The organism is Burkholderiaceae bacterium, assembly GCA_024235995.1.
Lineage (GTDB): Bacteria > Pseudomonadota > Gammaproteobacteria > Burkholderiales > Burkholderiaceae_C > Ottowia.
In genome coordinates this window covers 3646707-3661220 of the sequence record JACKLI010000001.1, presented here as the reverse complement: position 1 = coordinate 3661220, position 14514 = coordinate 3646707, and the positions used below count along the sequence as shown (strand labels likewise).

Annotated in this window: 16 protein-coding genes; 12 read left to right on the top strand and 4 right to left on the bottom strand. The window is 70.3% G+C overall.

All coding sequences use genetic code 11. From position 1 onward, the window contains the following. Nucleotides 1–62: 62 nt before the first annotated feature. Nucleotides 63–1925 (bottom strand): glutathione-regulated potassium-efflux system protein KefC, encoded by a 1863-nt coding sequence (gene kefC, locus H6927_17510; GenBank protein ID MCP5219882.1) that lies wholly within the window; start codon nucleotides 1923–1925, stop codon nucleotides 63–65. Between the two features lie 205 nt (nucleotides 1926–2130). Here kefC and H6927_17505 point away from each other — a divergent pair, with 205 nt between their 5' ends. Further along, on the top strand, nucleotides 2131–2757 hold the full coding sequence (locus tag H6927_17505; protein ID MCP5219881.1) for a ParA family protein: 627 nt from the start codon (nucleotides 2131–2133) through the stop codon (nucleotides 2755–2757). Nucleotides 2758–2792: 35 nt separating this feature from the next. Continuing rightward, entirely contained in the window at nucleotides 2793–3245 is a 453-nt protein-coding gene (locus tag H6927_17500; protein ID MCP5219880.1) for a MaoC family dehydratase, read from the top strand. A 6-nt stretch (nucleotides 3246–3251) separates the two neighbouring features. Here the strand turns inward: H6927_17500 and trmL are convergent, their stop codons facing one another. Together trmL and H6927_17490 are read right to left on the bottom strand one after the other, a co-directional pair. Continuing rightward, entirely contained in the window at nucleotides 3252–3728 is a 477-nt protein-coding gene (trmL, locus tag H6927_17495) for a tRNA (uridine(34)/cytosine(34)/5-carboxymethylaminomethyluridine(34)-2'-O)-methyltransferase TrmL (GenBank protein ID MCP5219879.1), read from the bottom strand. Between the two features lie 14 nt (nucleotides 3729–3742). Beyond that, complete coding sequence (locus H6927_17490) at nucleotides 3743–4444, bottom strand: ComF family protein (protein MCP5219878.1); 702 nt, start codon at nucleotides 4442–4444, stop codon at nucleotides 3743–3745. A 75-nt stretch (nucleotides 4445–4519) separates the two neighbouring features. Here H6927_17490 and H6927_17485 point away from each other — a divergent pair, with 75 nt between their 5' ends. The 6 genes from H6927_17485 (at nucleotide 4520) to H6927_17460 (ending at nucleotide 10549) form a co-directional block, all read left to right on the top strand. Beyond that, nucleotides 4520–5437, top strand: a complete 918-nt coding sequence (locus H6927_17485) for a biotin synthase (GenBank protein ID MCP5219877.1) — start codon at nucleotides 4520–4522, stop codon at nucleotides 5435–5437. A 226-nt stretch (nucleotides 5438–5663) separates the two neighbouring features. Beyond that, the gene (gene coxB / locus H6927_17480) at nucleotides 5664–6854 is read left to right on the top strand and encodes a cytochrome c oxidase subunit II (protein MCP5219876.1); all 1191 of its coding nucleotides are present in this window, start codon (nucleotides 5664–5666) and stop codon (nucleotides 6852–6854) included. 62 nt (nucleotides 6855–6916) lie between these two features. Beyond that, nucleotides 6917–8548, top strand: coding sequence for a cytochrome c oxidase subunit I (ctaD, locus tag H6927_17475; GenBank protein ID MCP5219875.1), 1632 nt, complete (start codon nucleotides 6917–6919; stop codon nucleotides 8546–8548). A gap of 173 nt (nucleotides 8549–8721) precedes the next feature. Further along, entirely contained in the window at nucleotides 8722–9345 is a 624-nt protein-coding gene (locus H6927_17470) for a cytochrome c oxidase assembly protein (protein ID MCP5219874.1), read from the top strand. Then, nucleotides 9342–9590 (top strand): DUF2970 domain-containing protein, encoded by a 249-nt coding sequence (locus tag H6927_17465; GenBank protein ID MCP5219873.1) that lies wholly within the window; start codon nucleotides 9342–9344, stop codon nucleotides 9588–9590. The genes H6927_17470 and H6927_17465 overlap by 4 nt, the downstream gene beginning before the upstream one ends. A 77-nt stretch (nucleotides 9591–9667) precedes the next feature. Beyond that, on the top strand, nucleotides 9668–10549 hold the full coding sequence (locus H6927_17460) for a cytochrome c oxidase subunit 3 (protein ID MCP5219872.1): 882 nt from the start codon (nucleotides 9668–9670) through the stop codon (nucleotides 10547–10549). A gap of 60 nt (nucleotides 10550–10609) precedes the next feature. On the opposite strand, the gene H6927_17455 is transcribed toward H6927_17460, so the two are convergent. After that, nucleotides 10610–10867 carry a DUF2909 domain-containing protein gene (locus H6927_17455; GenBank protein MCP5219871.1) on the bottom strand — a complete coding sequence of 86 codons (258 nt, stop codon included), beginning with the start codon at nucleotides 10865–10867 and terminating at the stop codon, nucleotides 10610–10612. 75 nt (nucleotides 10868–10942) lie between these two features. On the opposite strand from H6927_17455, the gene H6927_17450 reads away from it, so the two are divergent. The 4 genes from H6927_17450 (at nucleotide 10943) to H6927_17435 (ending at nucleotide 14514) form a co-directional block, all read left to right on the top strand. Further along, on the top strand, nucleotides 10943–11635 hold the full coding sequence (locus H6927_17450; protein ID MCP5219870.1) for an SURF1 family protein: 693 nt from the start codon (nucleotides 10943–10945) through the stop codon (nucleotides 11633–11635). Then, a complete protein-coding gene (locus H6927_17445; protein MCP5219869.1) occupies nucleotides 11589–12323 on the top strand; it encodes a hypothetical protein in 735 nt (244 codons plus the stop codon). The genes H6927_17450 and H6927_17445 overlap by 47 nt, the downstream gene beginning before the upstream one ends. 6 nt (nucleotides 12324–12329) lie before the next feature. Next, nucleotides 12330–13505, top strand: coding sequence for a COX15/CtaA family protein (locus tag H6927_17440; protein MCP5219868.1), 1176 nt, complete (start codon nucleotides 12330–12332; stop codon nucleotides 13503–13505). An 88-nt stretch (nucleotides 13506–13593) separates the two neighbouring features. Further along, complete coding sequence (locus H6927_17435) at nucleotides 13594–14514, top strand: protoheme IX farnesyltransferase (GenBank protein MCP5219867.1); 921 nt, start codon at nucleotides 13594–13596, stop codon at nucleotides 14512–14514.

Below are 14514 nucleotides of genomic sequence, written 5' to 3'. Positions count from 1 at the left end.
GGCACTGCAACGTCGATAGCGGCCTGCGCCGGCCAGCCAAGGGCCGCGGGCTGATTGGGTGCTCAGGCGCGCTCGGCTCCATCGCTTGGCGCGGCCGGCGGCAGTGCGTTTGCCGCGGCGGCGTGGGCGGCCTGCTCGCGCTCCTGGGCCAGCTGCTCCTCGAACTGCAGGCGCCCGCGCATCATCACCGAGATCAGCTTGGCGCGGTCCTTGTGGTAGGGGTGCATCTGCTCGAACAGCGCCAGGTTGTGGTGGCGAAAGCGGTCGGCGCTGAAGCGCGCCGCCTCGGCGCTGGCGCCCAGCAGCTCCAGCACGCCGCGGCCGCTGACCAGGCTGGACTCGAACAGCTCGCGCTGCACGCGCATCACGCCGCGGTCCCGCAGCTGGTGCCAGTGCGTGACGTCGCGCGCGCGGGCCACCAGCTCGAGCTGGGGAAAGTGCTGGCGCGCCAGGTCGACGATGGCCAGCGACTGCTCGACGTCGTCCACCGCCACCACCAGGATCCTCGCCTCGGCCGCGCCGGCGGTGCGCAGCAGGTCCAGCCGCGTGGCGTCGCCGTAGAACACGCGCGAGCCGAGCACGCGCGCCGCTTCGATCATCTCGGCGTCGTGGTCGAGCACGGTGACGGCCACGCCCTCGGCGCCGAGCAGGCGGCTGACGATCTGGCCGTAGCGGCCGAAGCCGGCGATGATGACCGGCGCGCTTTGCGGCTCCGACAGCTCGGGCGGCGCGGGCGGGCGCCCGCAGTTGGCGTAGCGCGGCAGCAGCCAGCGGTCGACCGCGACCAAGGCCAGCGGCGTCAGCAGCATCGACAGCGCCACGGCGCCGACCAGGAGCGACGCCACGTCGGCCGGCAGCGCGTTCACGTCGGCGGCGGCGCGAAACACGACGAAGGCGAACTCGCCGCCCTGCGCCAGCAGCAGCGTGAACACCGGGCGCTCCTGCGGCGGCAGGCCAAGCAGCCGCGCCAGCGCGGCGATCGTTAGCATCTTCAACGCCAGAAAGCCCAGCAGCGCCGCCAGCATCAACCCCGGCGAGGCCAGCAGCACGCCGAAGTCGATGCTCATGCCGACGGCGACGAAGAACAGGCCCATCAGGAGGCCCTTGAAGGGCTCGATGTCGGTCTCCAGCTCGCGCCGGTACTCGCTCTCGGCCAGCAGCACGCCGGCCAGGAAGGCGCCCAGCGCCATCGACAGGCCCACCCACTGCATCAGACCGGCAATGCCCACCAGCAGCAGCAGGGCCGCGGCGGTGAACAGCTCGGTCGAGCCGCTGCGGGCGATCCAGCGCAGCGCCGGGCGCAGCAACAGGCGCCCGCCGAACACGATGGCGGCGATGGCGGCCACGGTGTTCAGCGCCTCCAGCCAGCGCGGGCCGGCGGCGGCGGCCTCGTGCAGGCCGCTGCGGGCCGCCAGCAGCGGCAGCAGCGCCAGGATGGGAATGGCGGCCACGTCCTGGAACAGCAGGATGGAAAAGCCTGCCTGGCCGGACGAGGTGCGCATCAGGTTGCGCTCGCCCAGCACCTGCAGCGCAATCGCCGTGCTGGACAGCGCCAGGCCCAGCCCGGCCACCACGGCGGTGCGCCAGGCCACGCCCAGGGCCAGCGCGGCGGCGCCGATCGCCAGCGCGCAGGCCAGCACCTGCGCGCTGCCCCAGCCGAAGATGGGGCGGCGCAGGCTCCACAGGCGGCGCGGCTGCAGCTCCAGCCCGACCAGGAACATCATCAGCACCACGCCGAACTCGGCAAAGTGCAGGATGTCCTGCACGTTGGCGATCAGCCCCAGGCCCCAGGGCCCGATCACGATGCCCGCCACCAGGTAGCCGATGATGGCGCCCAGGCCGATGGCGCGCGACAGCGTGACCGCCAGCACCGAGGCGGCCAGGTAGACGAAGCTGTTGACGAGCCAGGGCGGGGCGTGTTCCATGCGATCGGCGGGGTGAAGGCGAGGGCGCTCAGTCGCGCGGGACGTCGGTCGAGGCGGGCGGCGTAAGGTGGCGCGGGTCCATGGCGGCGCTGGGCAAGGGCTTGCAGGCCTGCGCATCTTATCGAGCGGGCGGCGCCGGCGCCCGGCGCGCCGGCAAGCGGCTAACATCGCGTCACAACCCTGTTCGGTCGAGGAGGTGCGGGTCATGCCGGTGGTCGTCATTGCCAATCCCAAGGGCGGCGTGGGCAAGTCCACGCTGGCCACCAACGTCGCGGGCTACTGGGCCAGCCGCGGCCACGCCGTGATGCTGGGCGACGTGGATCGCCAGCAGTCGGCGCGCCTGTGGCTGGGCCTGCGCCCCGAGGCGGCCCGTCCCATCGGCACCTGGGACGTGCAGCGCGACTTCATCGTGCGCCCGCCCAGGGGCACCACCCACGTGGTGCTGGACACGCCCGCCGGCCTGCGCGGCCTGCAGCTCAAGGACGCCCTGCGCCTGGCCGACCGCGTGCTGGTGCCGCTGCAGCCCAGCATCTTCGACATCTACGCCACGCGCGAATTCATCGACGAGCTGCAAGCCCTGCGCGGGCACGGCGGGCCGGCGCTGGGCCTGGTCGGCATGCGCGTGGACGAGCGCACGCTGGCGGCCGAGCAGTTGCGCCAGTTCACCCACGACCTGGGCCTGCCGGTGCTGGCGCAGCTGCGGCCGACGCAAAACTACGTGCACCTGGCGGCGCGCGGCCTGACGCTGTTCGACGTCGCGCCCGGCCGCGTGCAGCGCGACCTGGAGCAGTGGCAGGACCTGTGCCGCTGGCTCGACCAGTCTCATCCATGACTCATCTTGCCCCCCGCTTTCGGTAAATTGCCCGCATGAAAACCTTCGACACCCTTGCCCAGCTGGTCGCCTGCGTCGGCCAGGAAGTGGCCGTGAGCGACTGGCACACGGTGACCCAACAGCACATCAACCAGTTCGCCGACGCCACGGGCGACCACCAGTGGATCCACGTCGATGTCGAGCGCGCCGCCGCCGGGCCGTTCGGCGCGCCCATCGCGCACGGCTTTCTGACGCTGTCGCTGGTGGCCGGCTTCTCGCAGCGCACCCTGAAGGTGGGCGACGTGCGCATGGGCGTCAACTACGGGCTGAACAAGGTGCGCTTCACCGCGCCCGTGCCGGTGGGCAGCCGCCTGCGCTCGCGCATGCAGCTGCTGCAGGCCACGCCCATCGAGGGCGGCCAGCAACTGGTCTGGCAAAACACCCTCGAGCGCGAGGGCAGCGACAAGCCCGTGTGCGTGGCCGAGACGGTGGCGCGCTACTACACCTGAATGCCTTCACGCCTGGGCGGCGCCGGCAAAGCCGTTCTGGCGCCAGGCCTCGAACACGCTGACGGCCACGGCGTTGGACAGGTTCAGGCTGCGCTGATCGGGCCGCATGGGCAGGCGCAGCTGCTGCCGGGGCGCCAGGCGCGCGCGCAGGGCCGGCGGCAAGCCCCGCGTCTCGGAGCCGAACACCAGCCAGTCGCCGGGGGCGAACGCCACCTCGTGCAGCCGGCGCGTGCCCTGGGTGGTGAGCGCGAACAGCCGCGCCGCGTCGGGCCGCTCGGCGGCGACGAAGGCGTCCCAGCCGGCGTGGCGGCGCACGGCGGTGTACTCGTGGTAGTCCAGCCCCGCGCGGCGCAGCAGCTTGTCGTCCATCGAAAAGCCCAGCGGCTCGATCAGGTGCAGGTCGCACCCGGTGTTGGCCGCCAGGCGGATGACGTTGCCGGTGTTGGGCGGGATCTCGGGTTCGACCAGGACGATGTGGAACATGGCCGGCGATTGTCTCAGTCCGGCATTTCGGTGCGTGCCAGCGCCAGCGCGGTGACGTGCGCCGGCGCGGCGGCTTGGCGCAGGGTGCGGGCCGCCTCGTTCAGGCTGGCGCCGGTGGTCATCACGTCGTCGACCAGCACCACGCACCGCCCCTGCAGCGCGCCCGCGTGGCGCGGCGCCAGCGCGAAGGCGCCGCGCACGTTGCGCAGGCGCTCGGCGCGGCTCAGGCCGCGCTGCGGCGGGGTGTCGCGCACGCGCAGCAGCCAGGCGCTTCGGCAACGCTCGGGCGCCAGGGCGCGTGCCAGCAGCAGCGCCGGGTTGTGGCCGCGCTCGGCCAGGCGCTCGCGCGCCAGCGGCATGGGCAGCACCCAGTCGGCCTGCGCCAGCGCCTCGGCCACGCCCGGTGCCTGCCGCAGCAGGGCGGCCAGCGGCCCGGCCAGGCCCACGTCCTGCTGGAACTTCAGCCGCGCGATCAGCCCCGACCATGGCCACTGGTAGGCGGCGGCGACCAGGCAGCGCTCCAGCGGCGGGGGCGCCGCCAGGCAGGCGCCGCAGCGCGTCACGCCCGGCGCCACCGGCAGCGCGCAGGTTGGGCAGCGCGCCTGCGCCGGGGCAAAACGCCCAGCGCAGCTCGGGCAGATGGTCTGCGCGGGCCAGCGGTGGCAGACGGCGCAGCGGCTGGGCCAGGCGCCGGGGGAGAGCAGGCGGGCGAGCATCGGGGGCGGCGTGCGCGGCGACGGGGTGGGTGGGGTGGGTCGGGGTGCGGGTCAATATACTGCGGCGGCAAGCCCATGCCTTCCGATCGCCCCCCCACCATCGACCCCGTCGCCGCCCGGCGCTGGGCCGCGTTGCCCCACCCCGATTCGCCCTGGCTGCACCAGGAGGTGGCCCGCCGCATGGCCGAGCGCCTGCCCTGGATTCGCCTGCCCGTCACCCAGTGGGTGCACTGGGAGCCCGTGGGCGGCGGCCAGCAGGCGCGCGCGCGGGTGGCGGCGCACTACCCGGATGCGGAGTGTTTCGAGGTCGTAGCCCAGGCACAGAGCGCGCCAGATGCTTCCGAATCAGGAGCAAAGCACTGGTGGCAACGCCTGCTGCCCGGGCGCCGGGGGGCACCCGGCGTGCAGGTGGTGCGCGCCGCGCCGGAGGGTGCCGCGCAGTTGCTTTGGGCCAACATGCTGGCCCACCACCACGCCGACCCGCAGGCGCTGATGGCCGAATGGCGGCGCGCGCTGGCGCCCGACGGCTTTCTGATGTTCTCGTGCTTCGGGCCCGACACCCTGCGCGAGCTGCGTGCGCTGTACGCCGAGCAGGGCTGGCCGCCGCCGGTGCAGGACTTCACCGACATGCACGACTGGGGCGACCAGCTGGCCATGGCCGGCTTTGCCGATCCGGTGATGGACATGGAGCACATCACGCTGTCCTTCGACACGCCGGCGCGCCTGCTGGCCGAGCTGCGCGGGCTGGGGCGCAACCTGCATCCGCAGCGCTTCGGCGGCCTGCGCGCCCCCGCGTGGCGGCGGCGCCTGGAGGCGGGGCTGGACCAACGGCTGCGGGGGGACGCCGGTGCGCCGCTCGAATTGACGTTCGAAATCATCTACGGCCACGCGCTGCGGCCCTCGGCGCAGCGCGGCGCGCCGCGCGAGGGACTGACGGTGCACCGCACGCGCGCATCGTTGCGCGAGAGTTCCGCGCCGGTGCGCAAGCCTTGAGATTTGTCACGGAACGTCGAGATTGGAGTTGCGAGTCGGTTAAACTTATGTCCAACCACGCATGGAAGGCGCGGCGCCGCGGGTTGCCGCGCTGCAATGACCGACGATGCGTGATGCGACGCACGGGCAGGGCCTGGCGCGATGGCAGTGCCTGCTGCGGTCCGGGTGTCTCGTGGCCGCCGGCCAACGGGCGCATAAGGTTTGTGTTTGTGGAAGACGTGACACGATGAAGAGCATGATGAAAACCGTGGCGGGCATGGCCGGCCACAGCGCCGTCGCACTGATGGCTTGGGCCGCCACCGCCGCGCACGCGGCCAAGGTGAACGATCTGCCCGGTGGCCCGGGCGTGAATCAGCTCAACCTGACGACCGGCGTCACCCAGATCTCGCAGGCCCAGCACGAGCTGCACTGGATGCTGCTGATCATCTGCACGGTGATCTTCATCGGCGTGTTCGGCGTCATGTCGTACTCCATCTGGCACCACCGCAAGTCGCGCGGCGCCAAGTCGGCGCACTTCCACGAGTCGCTGGTGGTCGAGATCGCCTGGACCGTGGTGCCGTTCCTCATCGTCATCGGCATGGCGGCGCCGGCCACCAAGGTCATCATCGCGCAGAAGGACACCAGCAACCCCGACCTCACCATCAAGGCCACCGGCTACCAGTGGAAGTGGGGCTACGACTACCTGACGGGCGAGGGCGAGGGCATTTCCTTCCTGTCCACGCTCGACTCGTCGCAGCGCGCGCTGTCGGACGCCGGCACCCCGGCCGGCGACGACTACCTGCTGAAGGTCGACCACCCGCTGGTGGTGCCGGTGAACAAGAAGGTGCGCGTCATCGTCACGGCCAACGACGTGATCCACGCCTGGTTCGTGCCGGCCTTCGGCGTCAAGCAGGACGCCATTCCCGGCTTCGTGCGCGACACCTGGTTCCGCGCCGAGAAGGCGGGCGACTACTACGGCCAGTGCGCCGAGCTGTGCGGCAAGGAGCACGCCTACATGCCCATCCACGTGAAGGTGCTGCCGCAGGAAGAGTACACCGCGTGGGTCGAGGCGCAGAACAAGAAGATGGCCGCGGCCGCCGACGACCCCGGCAAGGTCTGGACCCTGGCCGAGCTGGAGGCCCGCGGCGCCAAGGTGTACGCCGCCAACTGCGCCGCCTGCCACCAGGAAAACGGCAAGGGCGGCGGGGCCATCAAGCCGCTGGACGGCAGCGCCATCGTCAACGGCCCGGCGGCCGAGCAGATGCACGTGGTGCTGGAAGGCCGCCTGAACGGCGCCATGCCTTCCTGGAAGCAACTGTCCGACGTGGAACTGGCCGCGGTGGTCACCTACACCAAGAACCACTGGAGCAATGCGACCGGGCAGCTCGTCCAGCCGTCCCAGTTCGCGGCCGCCCGGACCGGCAAGTTCCCCGGTTGAGCCGGGCCGCCGCCTCCTGACGCCCCTTCCATCGAACAAGCCTGATATCCGGAGAAATCTCCATGAGCGCCGTACTTCCCAACCCCCACGCCGGTCACCTCGATCACGCGCATGACGATCACGGCCACGCGCCGACGGGCTGGCGCCGCTGGGTGTTCGCCACCAACCACAAGGACATCGGCACGATGTACCTGCTGTTCTCGTTCACCATGCTGATGGTGGGCGGGTTGCTGGCCATGCTGATCCGCGCCGAGCTGTTCGAGCCCGGCCTGCAGATCGTCAACCCGGAGATGTTCAACTCGTTCACCACCATGCACGGGCTGATCATGGTGTTCGGCGCCATCATGCCGGCCTTCGTGGGCTTCGCCAACTGGATGGTGCCGCTGCAGATCGGCGCCTCGGACATGGCCTTCGCGCGCATGAACAACCTCAGCTTCTGGCTGCTGATCCCGGCCGGCATCACGCTGGCGTCCACCTTCTTCATGCCCGGCGGCGCGCCCGCCGGCGGCTGGACGCTGTACGCCCCGCTGTCGGCGCAGATGCCGATGTCGCTGGACGCGGCCATCTTCTCGCTGCACATCATGGGCGCGTCCTCCATCATGGGCGCCATCAACATCATCGTCACCATCCTGAACATGCGCGCGCCCGGCATGACGCTGATGAAGATGCCCATGTTCTGCTGGAGCTGGCTGATCACCGCCTACCTGCTGATCGCCGTGATGCCGGTGTTCGCCGGCGCCATCACCATGACGCTGACCGACCGCCACTTCGGCACCAGCTTCTTCAACGCCGCCGGCGGGGGCGACCCGGTGATGTACCAGCACATCTTCTGGTTCTTCGGCCACCCCGAGGTCTACATCATGATCCTGCCGGCCTTCGGCATGATCAGCCAGATCGTGCCCACCTTCGCGCGCAAGAAGCTGTTCGGCTACACCTCGATGGTCTACGCGCTGGCCTCCATCGCCACGCTGTCGCTGATCGTCTGGGCGCACCACATGTTCACCGTCGGCATGCCGGTCACGGGCCAGCTGTTCTTCATGTACGGCACCATGCTGATCGCCATTCCCACCGGCGTGAAGGTGTTCAACTGGACGGCCACCATGTGGCGCGGCTCCATGACGTTCGAGACCCCCATGCTGTGGGCCGTGGGCTTCATCTTCGTGTTCACCATCGGCGGCTTCACCGGCGTGATCCCGGCCGTGGTGCCGATCGACACCCAGATCCAGGACACCTACTACATCATCGCCCACTTCCACTACGTGCTGGTGGCCGGCTCGCTGTTCGCCATCTTCGGCGCCTACTACTACTGGTCGCCCAAGTGGACCGGCGTGATGTACAACGAGACGCGCGGCAAGATCCACTTCTGGTGGTCCATGGTGTCGTTCAACGTCGCCTTCTTCCCGATGCACTTCCTGGGCCTGGCCGGCATGCCGCGCCGCTACGCCGACTACCCCATGCAGTTCGCCGACTTCAACATGATCGCGTCCATCGGCGCCTTCTTCTTCGGCGCCGCGCAGCTGTACTTCTTCTTCGCCGTCGCGCTGCCCATGCTGCGCGGCAAGGGCGAGCCCGCGCCCCAGAAGCCCTGGGAAGGCGCCGAAGGCCTGGAGTGGGAAGTGCCCTCGCCGGCGCCCTTCCACACCTTCGAGACGCCGCCCAAGCTGGATGCGTCGGCCACCCGCATCGTCGCCTGACACGAACCCCAGGCGAGCGGACCGCGGCCATGACGAAGGACACGCCCGAACAGCGCGAACTGCGCCGGCGCAACGTGCGGCTGGGCTTGATCCTGGCCAGCGTGGTGGCGGTGCTGCTGATCGGCTTCGTGGTGCGGCGCTACATGCTGCTGGGGCATTGAGGGCGTGGCGCGATGAGCTTGCGGCTTGAAAACCTCAGGATGGTGGGCAAGCTGGCGGTGGTGGCCGCCGGCATGTTCGCCTTCGGCTATGCGCTGATCCCCCTGTACCGCACCATCTGCGAGGTGACGGGCATCAACATCCTGACGCTCTCGGGCGGCGCGCTGCCTGGCGACGCAGCCGCCACCGGCGAGGAGGCACGGCGCGTGGCGGCCAACACCCAGGTCGACCGCAGCCGCACCATCACCGTCGAGTTCGACGCCAACGCGCGTGGCGCCTTCAGGTTCAAGCCCGCGCTGCGCAGCCTGAAGGTCCATCCGGGCGAGCTGTCCACGGTGATGTACGAGTTCCAGAACGTGCAGGACCACCGCGTCACGGCACAGGCCATTCCCAGCTATGCGCCGCGGCAGGCCGCGCCGCACTTCAACAAGGTGGAGTGCTTCTGCTTCAACCAGTACACGCTGGAGCCGGGCGAGAAACGCGAGTGGCCGGTGGTGTTCGTGATCGACTCGCGCCTGCCCAAGGACGTGGCGACCATCACCTTGTCCTACACCTTCTTCGAGGTGGGCGGCAAGACGCCGGCCGCGCCCGACACCCGCAGCGCCGCCGTGGCGCGCACGGACGGGAAGGGCGCATGAACCGGCTTGACGCGAAGTCCGCGCGACCGGCGGCAGCCCCGGGTGCCGGCGCTGGCGCGCCCTCCCTGGGGCACTCGCTGAAGATCGTGGCCTGGGGCCTGCTGGGCATCCGCAAGTCCAGCGCGCACCGCGCCGACGTGGCGCGGGTCAGCCCCACGACCATCGTGGTGGCGGCCCTGCTGACCCTGCTGGTGTTCGTGGGCCTGCTGGTCGCGGTGGTGCGATGGGTGGCGGCCGGCGCCTGAAGGGCGCGGACCGAACGGACGACAGACGAGAACCAAGACCAGCAACAGAATCGAGAGAGAACAGGAGTGACGTTGACATGAGCAGCACCGCGAGCGGCACCGCGCCGTATTACTTCGTACCGCACCCCTCGCGGCACCCCATCATGGCGGCCATCGGCCTGTTCGCCATGATCATCGGCGGCACGCTGTGGATCAACCGCATGGACGCCGGTCACTGGATTTTCCTGGCCGGCATCCTGTGGTGGCTGTTCACCCTGTTCCAGTGGTTCCGCGAGGCCGCGCACGAAAGCGAAGGCGGGCTGTACGGCCGCCGGGTCGACACCTCGTTTCGCTGGAGCATGAGCTGGTTCATCTTCTCCGAGGTGATGTTCTTCGGCGCCTTCTTCACCACCCTGTGGTGGGCGCACAAGCACTCGCTGCCCGAGCTGGGCAACCTGAACAACGCCTTGCTGTGGCCCGACTTCAAGGCCGTGTGGCCCAGCGCCGCGCCCGGCACCACCGCCTCGCCGGCCGGCATCGTCGAGCCCTTCCAGACCATGGGGCCGTTCTGGCTGCCCACCATCAACACCGCGCTGCTGCTGTCCTCGGGCGTGACGCTGACCATCGCGCACCACGCGCTGCAGGCCGGCCACCGCGCGCGCTGCATCGCCTTCATGTGGGTGACGGTGCTGCTGGGCCTGACCTTCCTGTGCGTCCAGGGTTACGAATACCACCATGCCTACACCGAACTGAACATGACGCTGGCCTCGGGCATGTACGGCTCGACCTTCTTCATGCTCACCGGTTTTCACGGCTTTCACGTGCTGGTGGGCATGCTGATGCTGTTCTTCATCACGCTGCGCCTGATGAAGGGGCACTTCACGCCGCAGCACCACTTCGGCTTCGAGGGTGCCGCTTGGTACTGGCACTTCGTGGACGTGGTGTGGCTGTTCCTGTACATCCTGGTGTACTGGATCTGAACCTCCGCCGCGGTTTTGAATCCAACACAAAAGAGCGCCGCCTGGCGCTCTTTTGCTTGGTCACGGCTGGATCGGCAGCCCCGAGGGGTGGAGATAGCCCAGCTCCCAGGCCAGCAGGATGCACACGAACACCAACACCGACAAACCCACGCGCAGCGCCAGCGACCAGAACATGCCGCGCGCGCGGTGGCGGTCGTCCTGCAGGCGCTGCTCCTCCGAGCTACGCTCGCCATCGGGCCTGCGCAGCATGAAAAACAGGGCCGAACCGAGGCTGGCGACGATGGCCACGAACGCGATGCCAAGCAGCAATGACTTCATGGGCGCGATTATCCGGCGGTGGTGCGCGGCATGACGGGACGCCGGATTTTGCTGCTGGCGATTACCCTGGTCGGCATGGCGGTCACGGCGGGCCTGGGGCGCTGGCAGCTCGCCCGCGCGGCCGAGAAAGAGGCGGTGCTGGCCGCCGAGCAGGCGGCCGAGACCCTGCCGCCCGTCGACGCGCAGGCCCTTGTGGCGGCCCGCACGCAAGCGGAGCTGGGCGCGCTGGCCCAGCGCCGGGTGGCGCTGACGGGCCGCTGGGTCAGCGAGCGCACGGTCTTTCTGGACAACCGGACCATGGGCCAGCGCAGCGGCTTTTACGTGGCCACGCCCTTGCGCCTGGACGGCGGCGGCGCCGACGTGCTGGTGCTGCGCGGCTGGGTGCCGCGCAATTTCGACAACCGCCTGGCGCTGCCGCAGGTCGACACGCCTGCCGGCGAGGTGCGCGTGAGCGGGCGCGTGCTGACGCACGTGCCGTCCCTGTTTGCCCTTGGTCCGGAGTCGCCGGGCCCGATCCGGCAAAATATCGACCTGCCGGCCTACGCCCGCGAAACCGGCCTGCCCCTGCTGGCCGCCGTGGTGCAGCAAACCGGCGGCCCTGGCGAAGGCCTGGAGCGGGACTGGCCGCTGCTGGTGAGCGGCGCCGGCACCAATTACAGCTATGCATTTCAGTGGTTCAGCCTGTGCGCCTTGATCGGCGGGCTTTTTATCTGGTTCCAAGTTGTCCGACCTCTACGTTTCATCCGGCGCGGCTCCCGCGGCTCCTGACGCCGAGCAGCCGCTGGGCCTGACGGTGCACGCCCTGCCCACGCCCGACGCCACCCTGGCGCCCAACGCCCGCCGCACGCGTGTCGGACGTTGGCAGATGCTGCTGCTGGCGCTGGTGTGCGCCGCGCCCGTCGTCGCCTCGTACCTCAGCTACTACGTGATCCGGCCCCAGGGCCGCACCAACTACGGCCAGCTGATCGACCCGCAACGCCCCATGCCCGCGCTGCAAGCCACCGACCTGGACGGCAAGACCGTCGATCTGGAGCGGCTCAAGGGCCAGTGGCTGCTGATCAGCGTGGCCAGCGGCGCCTGCGACGCCGGGTGCGAAAGCAACCTGTATCTCGAGCGCCAGCTGCACGAGAGCATGGGCAAGAACCGCGACCGCATGGACTGGGTGTGGCTGGTGGACGACGAGCAGCCGGTGCGCGAGGCGCTCAAGCCGGCGCTGCGCGAGGCCGTGGTGCTGCGGGTGCCGCGCGCCGCGCTGACCCAGTGGCTGCAACCGGCCGAGGGCCAGCGCCTGGAGGAGCACCTGTACGTGGTCGATCCGCTGGGCCACTGGATGATGCGGTTTCCGGCGCGCCTGGACAAGGACGGCGCCGGCAAGGCCCGGCAAGACCTGGATCGGCTGATGCGGGCCTCGGCCGGCTGGGACAATGCCGGGCGTGAGTCGCCGGCCACCCAGTAAACGGTCATGGATTCGGTCGCCCTGTACAACCTGAGCCCGGCCCTGCACCTGATGGGCATGGGACTGGCCGTCGCGCTGGGGCCGCTGGCCTGGCTGGGGCTGCGCCACCGCGGCGCGGCGCCGGCGACGCAGTTGCGCGCGCTGACCCTGCTCACCCTGTTCCTGACCTTCGACCTGGTGCTGTTCGGCGCCTTCACGCGCCTGACCGACTCGGGCCTGGGCTGCCCCGACTGGCCGGGCTGCTACGGCCACATGAGCCCGGTGGGCGCGCGCGACCAAATCCAGGCCGCGCAGACGGCCATGCCGACCGGCCCCGTCACCCAAGGCAAGGCCTGGGTGGAGATGGTGCACCGCTACCTGGCCACCGGCGTGGGCGTGCTGATCATCGTGCTGTGCGTGGCCACCTGGCTGCAGTGGCGGCGCGCGCGGCGCGTGGCGGGCGCCGCGCCGGCGGCGGTCAGCCCGGGGTGGCCGCTGCTCACCCTGCTGTGGGTGCTTGCCCAGGGGGCGTTCGGCGCGCTGACGGTGACCATGAAGCTCTTTCCCGCCATCGTCACCCTGCACCTGCTGGGCGGCGTGGGCCTGCTGGTGCTGCTGACGATGCAGGCCGAGCGCTACCGCCAGGCGGGCGATGCCGGCGCGGCCGAGACCCTGGCACGCGGCCTGCGCGCGCTGCTGTGGCTGGCGACCGCGGCCGTGGGCCTGCAGCTGGTGCTGGGCGGCTGGGTCAGCACCAACTACGCGGTGCTGGCCTGCAGCGACTTTCCGACCTGTCAGGGCAGCTGGTGGCCGCCCATGGACTTCGCCCAGGGCTTCGAGTTGTGGCGCCCGCTGGGCGAGCAGGGCGGCGGCGGGCTGCTGAGCTTTGCCGCGCTGACGGCCATCCACTACACCCACCGCCTGTTCGCCTACCTCGTGCTGGCGCTGCTGCTGGCGCTGGTGTGGGGCCTGCACCGTGCGGCGGCGCTGCCGCGGCAGCGGCGGGCACTGCTGCTGCTGGCGCTGCTGCAGCTGGCCACGGGCCTGTCCAACGTGGTGCTGGGCTGGCCGCTGCTGGCCGCGGTGGTGCACACCGGCGGCGGCGCGGCCCTGATGACGGTGCTGGTCTGGGCGCTGTGCGCCAGCCGCGCCGCGCAACGCGAGCCGACGGGCGCGGGCCGGCCCGCAGGAGTGCATGCATGAGCCCCCGCCCGGCCGCCCCCGGCAAGCGAAGCGCAGCCTTCGGCAGCGCGGGGGCTCGCACCGCAGTGCGAAGCACGAAGGTTATCCCATGAGCCATGGTCCCATTCCCGCCGCGGCGGCGCAGGTTGCCGGCACGCCCGCCTTGCCGGTCTGGCGCCAGTACTACGAGCTGACCAAGCCGCGCGTGGTGCAGCTGATCGTGTTCTGCGCCCTGATCGGCGCCGTGCTGGCCGTGCCCGGCGTGCCCAGCTGGGCGCAGGCGGGCAAGATCGTCGTGGCGTCGCTGGGCATCTGGCTGGTGGCGGCGGCGGCGGCGGCGTTCAACTGCCTGATCGAGAAAAGCATCGACGTGCACATGAAGCGCACCGCCTGGCGCCCCACGGCGCGCGGGCAGCTGTCGGACATGCAGGCGCTGTGGTTCTCGGCCGGGCTGTGCATCCTGGGCTCGGCCATCCTGCTGGTGTGGATCAACCCGCTGACCATGTGGCTGACGTTCGCCACCTTCGTCGGCTACGCCATCGTCTACACCGTCATCCTCAAACCGCTGACGCCGCAGAACATCGTCATCGGCGGCGCCTCGGGCGCCATGCCACCGGTGCTGGGCTGGGCCGCCATGACCAACCAGGTCGGGCCCGAGGCGCTGATGATGTTCCTGATCATCTTCATCTGGACGCCGCCGCACTTCTGGGCGCTGGCGCTGTACCGGGTGGAGGACTACCGCAAGAGCGGCCTGCCCATGCTGCCGGTGACCCATGGCAACGCGTTCACCCGCCTGCAGGTGCTGCTGTACACGCTGATCCTGCTGGCCGCCTGCCTGCTGCCCTTCATCTACGGCATGAGCGGCTGGTTGTACCTGGCCGCCGCGCTGGTGCTGAACGCCGGCTTCATCTGGCAGGCCTTCAAGTTGTGGCGCGCCTATTCCGACGCGCAGGCGCGCAAGACCTTCCGCTTTTCCCTGATCCACCTGTCGCTGCTGTTCGCCGCGCTTCTGGTCGATCACTACGTTTGA

Bases quoted from the DNA above. Each gene is read 5' to 3' on its own strand.
- kefC (MCP5219882.1), bottom strand. From the start codon at position 1,925: ATGGAACACGCCCCGCCCTGGCTCGTCAACAGCTTCGTCTACCTGGCC.
- H6927_17505 (MCP5219881.1), top strand. From the start codon at position 2,131: ATGCCGGTGGTCGTCATTGCCAATCCCAAGGGCGGCGTGGGCAAGTCC.
- H6927_17500 (MCP5219880.1), top strand. From the start codon at position 2,793: ATGAAAACCTTCGACACCCTTGCCCAGCTGGTCGCCTGCGTCGGCCAG.
- trmL (MCP5219879.1), bottom strand. From the start codon at position 3,728: ATGTTCCACATCGTCCTGGTCGAACCCGAGATCCCGCCCAACACCGGC.
- H6927_17490 (MCP5219878.1), bottom strand. From the start codon at position 4,444: ATGCTCGCCCGCCTGCTCTCCCCCGGCGCCTGGCCCAGCCGCTGCGCC.
- H6927_17485 (MCP5219877.1), top strand. From the start codon at position 4,520: ATGCCTTCCGATCGCCCCCCCACCATCGACCCCGTCGCCGCCCGGCGC.
- coxB (MCP5219876.1), top strand. From the start codon at position 5,664: ATGAAGAGCATGATGAAAACCGTGGCGGGCATGGCCGGCCACAGCGCC.
- ctaD (MCP5219875.1), top strand. From the start codon at position 6,917: ATGAGCGCCGTACTTCCCAACCCCCACGCCGGTCACCTCGATCACGCG.
- H6927_17470 (MCP5219874.1), top strand. From the start codon at position 8,722: ATGAGCTTGCGGCTTGAAAACCTCAGGATGGTGGGCAAGCTGGCGGTG.
- H6927_17465 (MCP5219873.1), top strand. From the start codon at position 9,342: ATGAACCGGCTTGACGCGAAGTCCGCGCGACCGGCGGCAGCCCCGGGT.
- H6927_17460 (MCP5219872.1), top strand. From the start codon at position 9,668: ATGAGCAGCACCGCGAGCGGCACCGCGCCGTATTACTTCGTACCGCAC.
- H6927_17455 (MCP5219871.1), bottom strand. From the start codon at position 10,867: ATGAAGTCATTGCTGCTTGGCATCGCGTTCGTGGCCATCGTCGCCAGC.
- H6927_17450 (MCP5219870.1), top strand. From the start codon at position 10,943: ATGGCGGTCACGGCGGGCCTGGGGCGCTGGCAGCTCGCCCGCGCGGCC.
- H6927_17440 (MCP5219868.1), top strand. From the start codon at position 12,330: ATGGATTCGGTCGCCCTGTACAACCTGAGCCCGGCCCTGCACCTGATG.
- H6927_17435 (MCP5219867.1), top strand. From the start codon at position 13,594: ATGAGCCATGGTCCCATTCCCGCCGCGGCGGCGCAGGTTGCCGGCACG.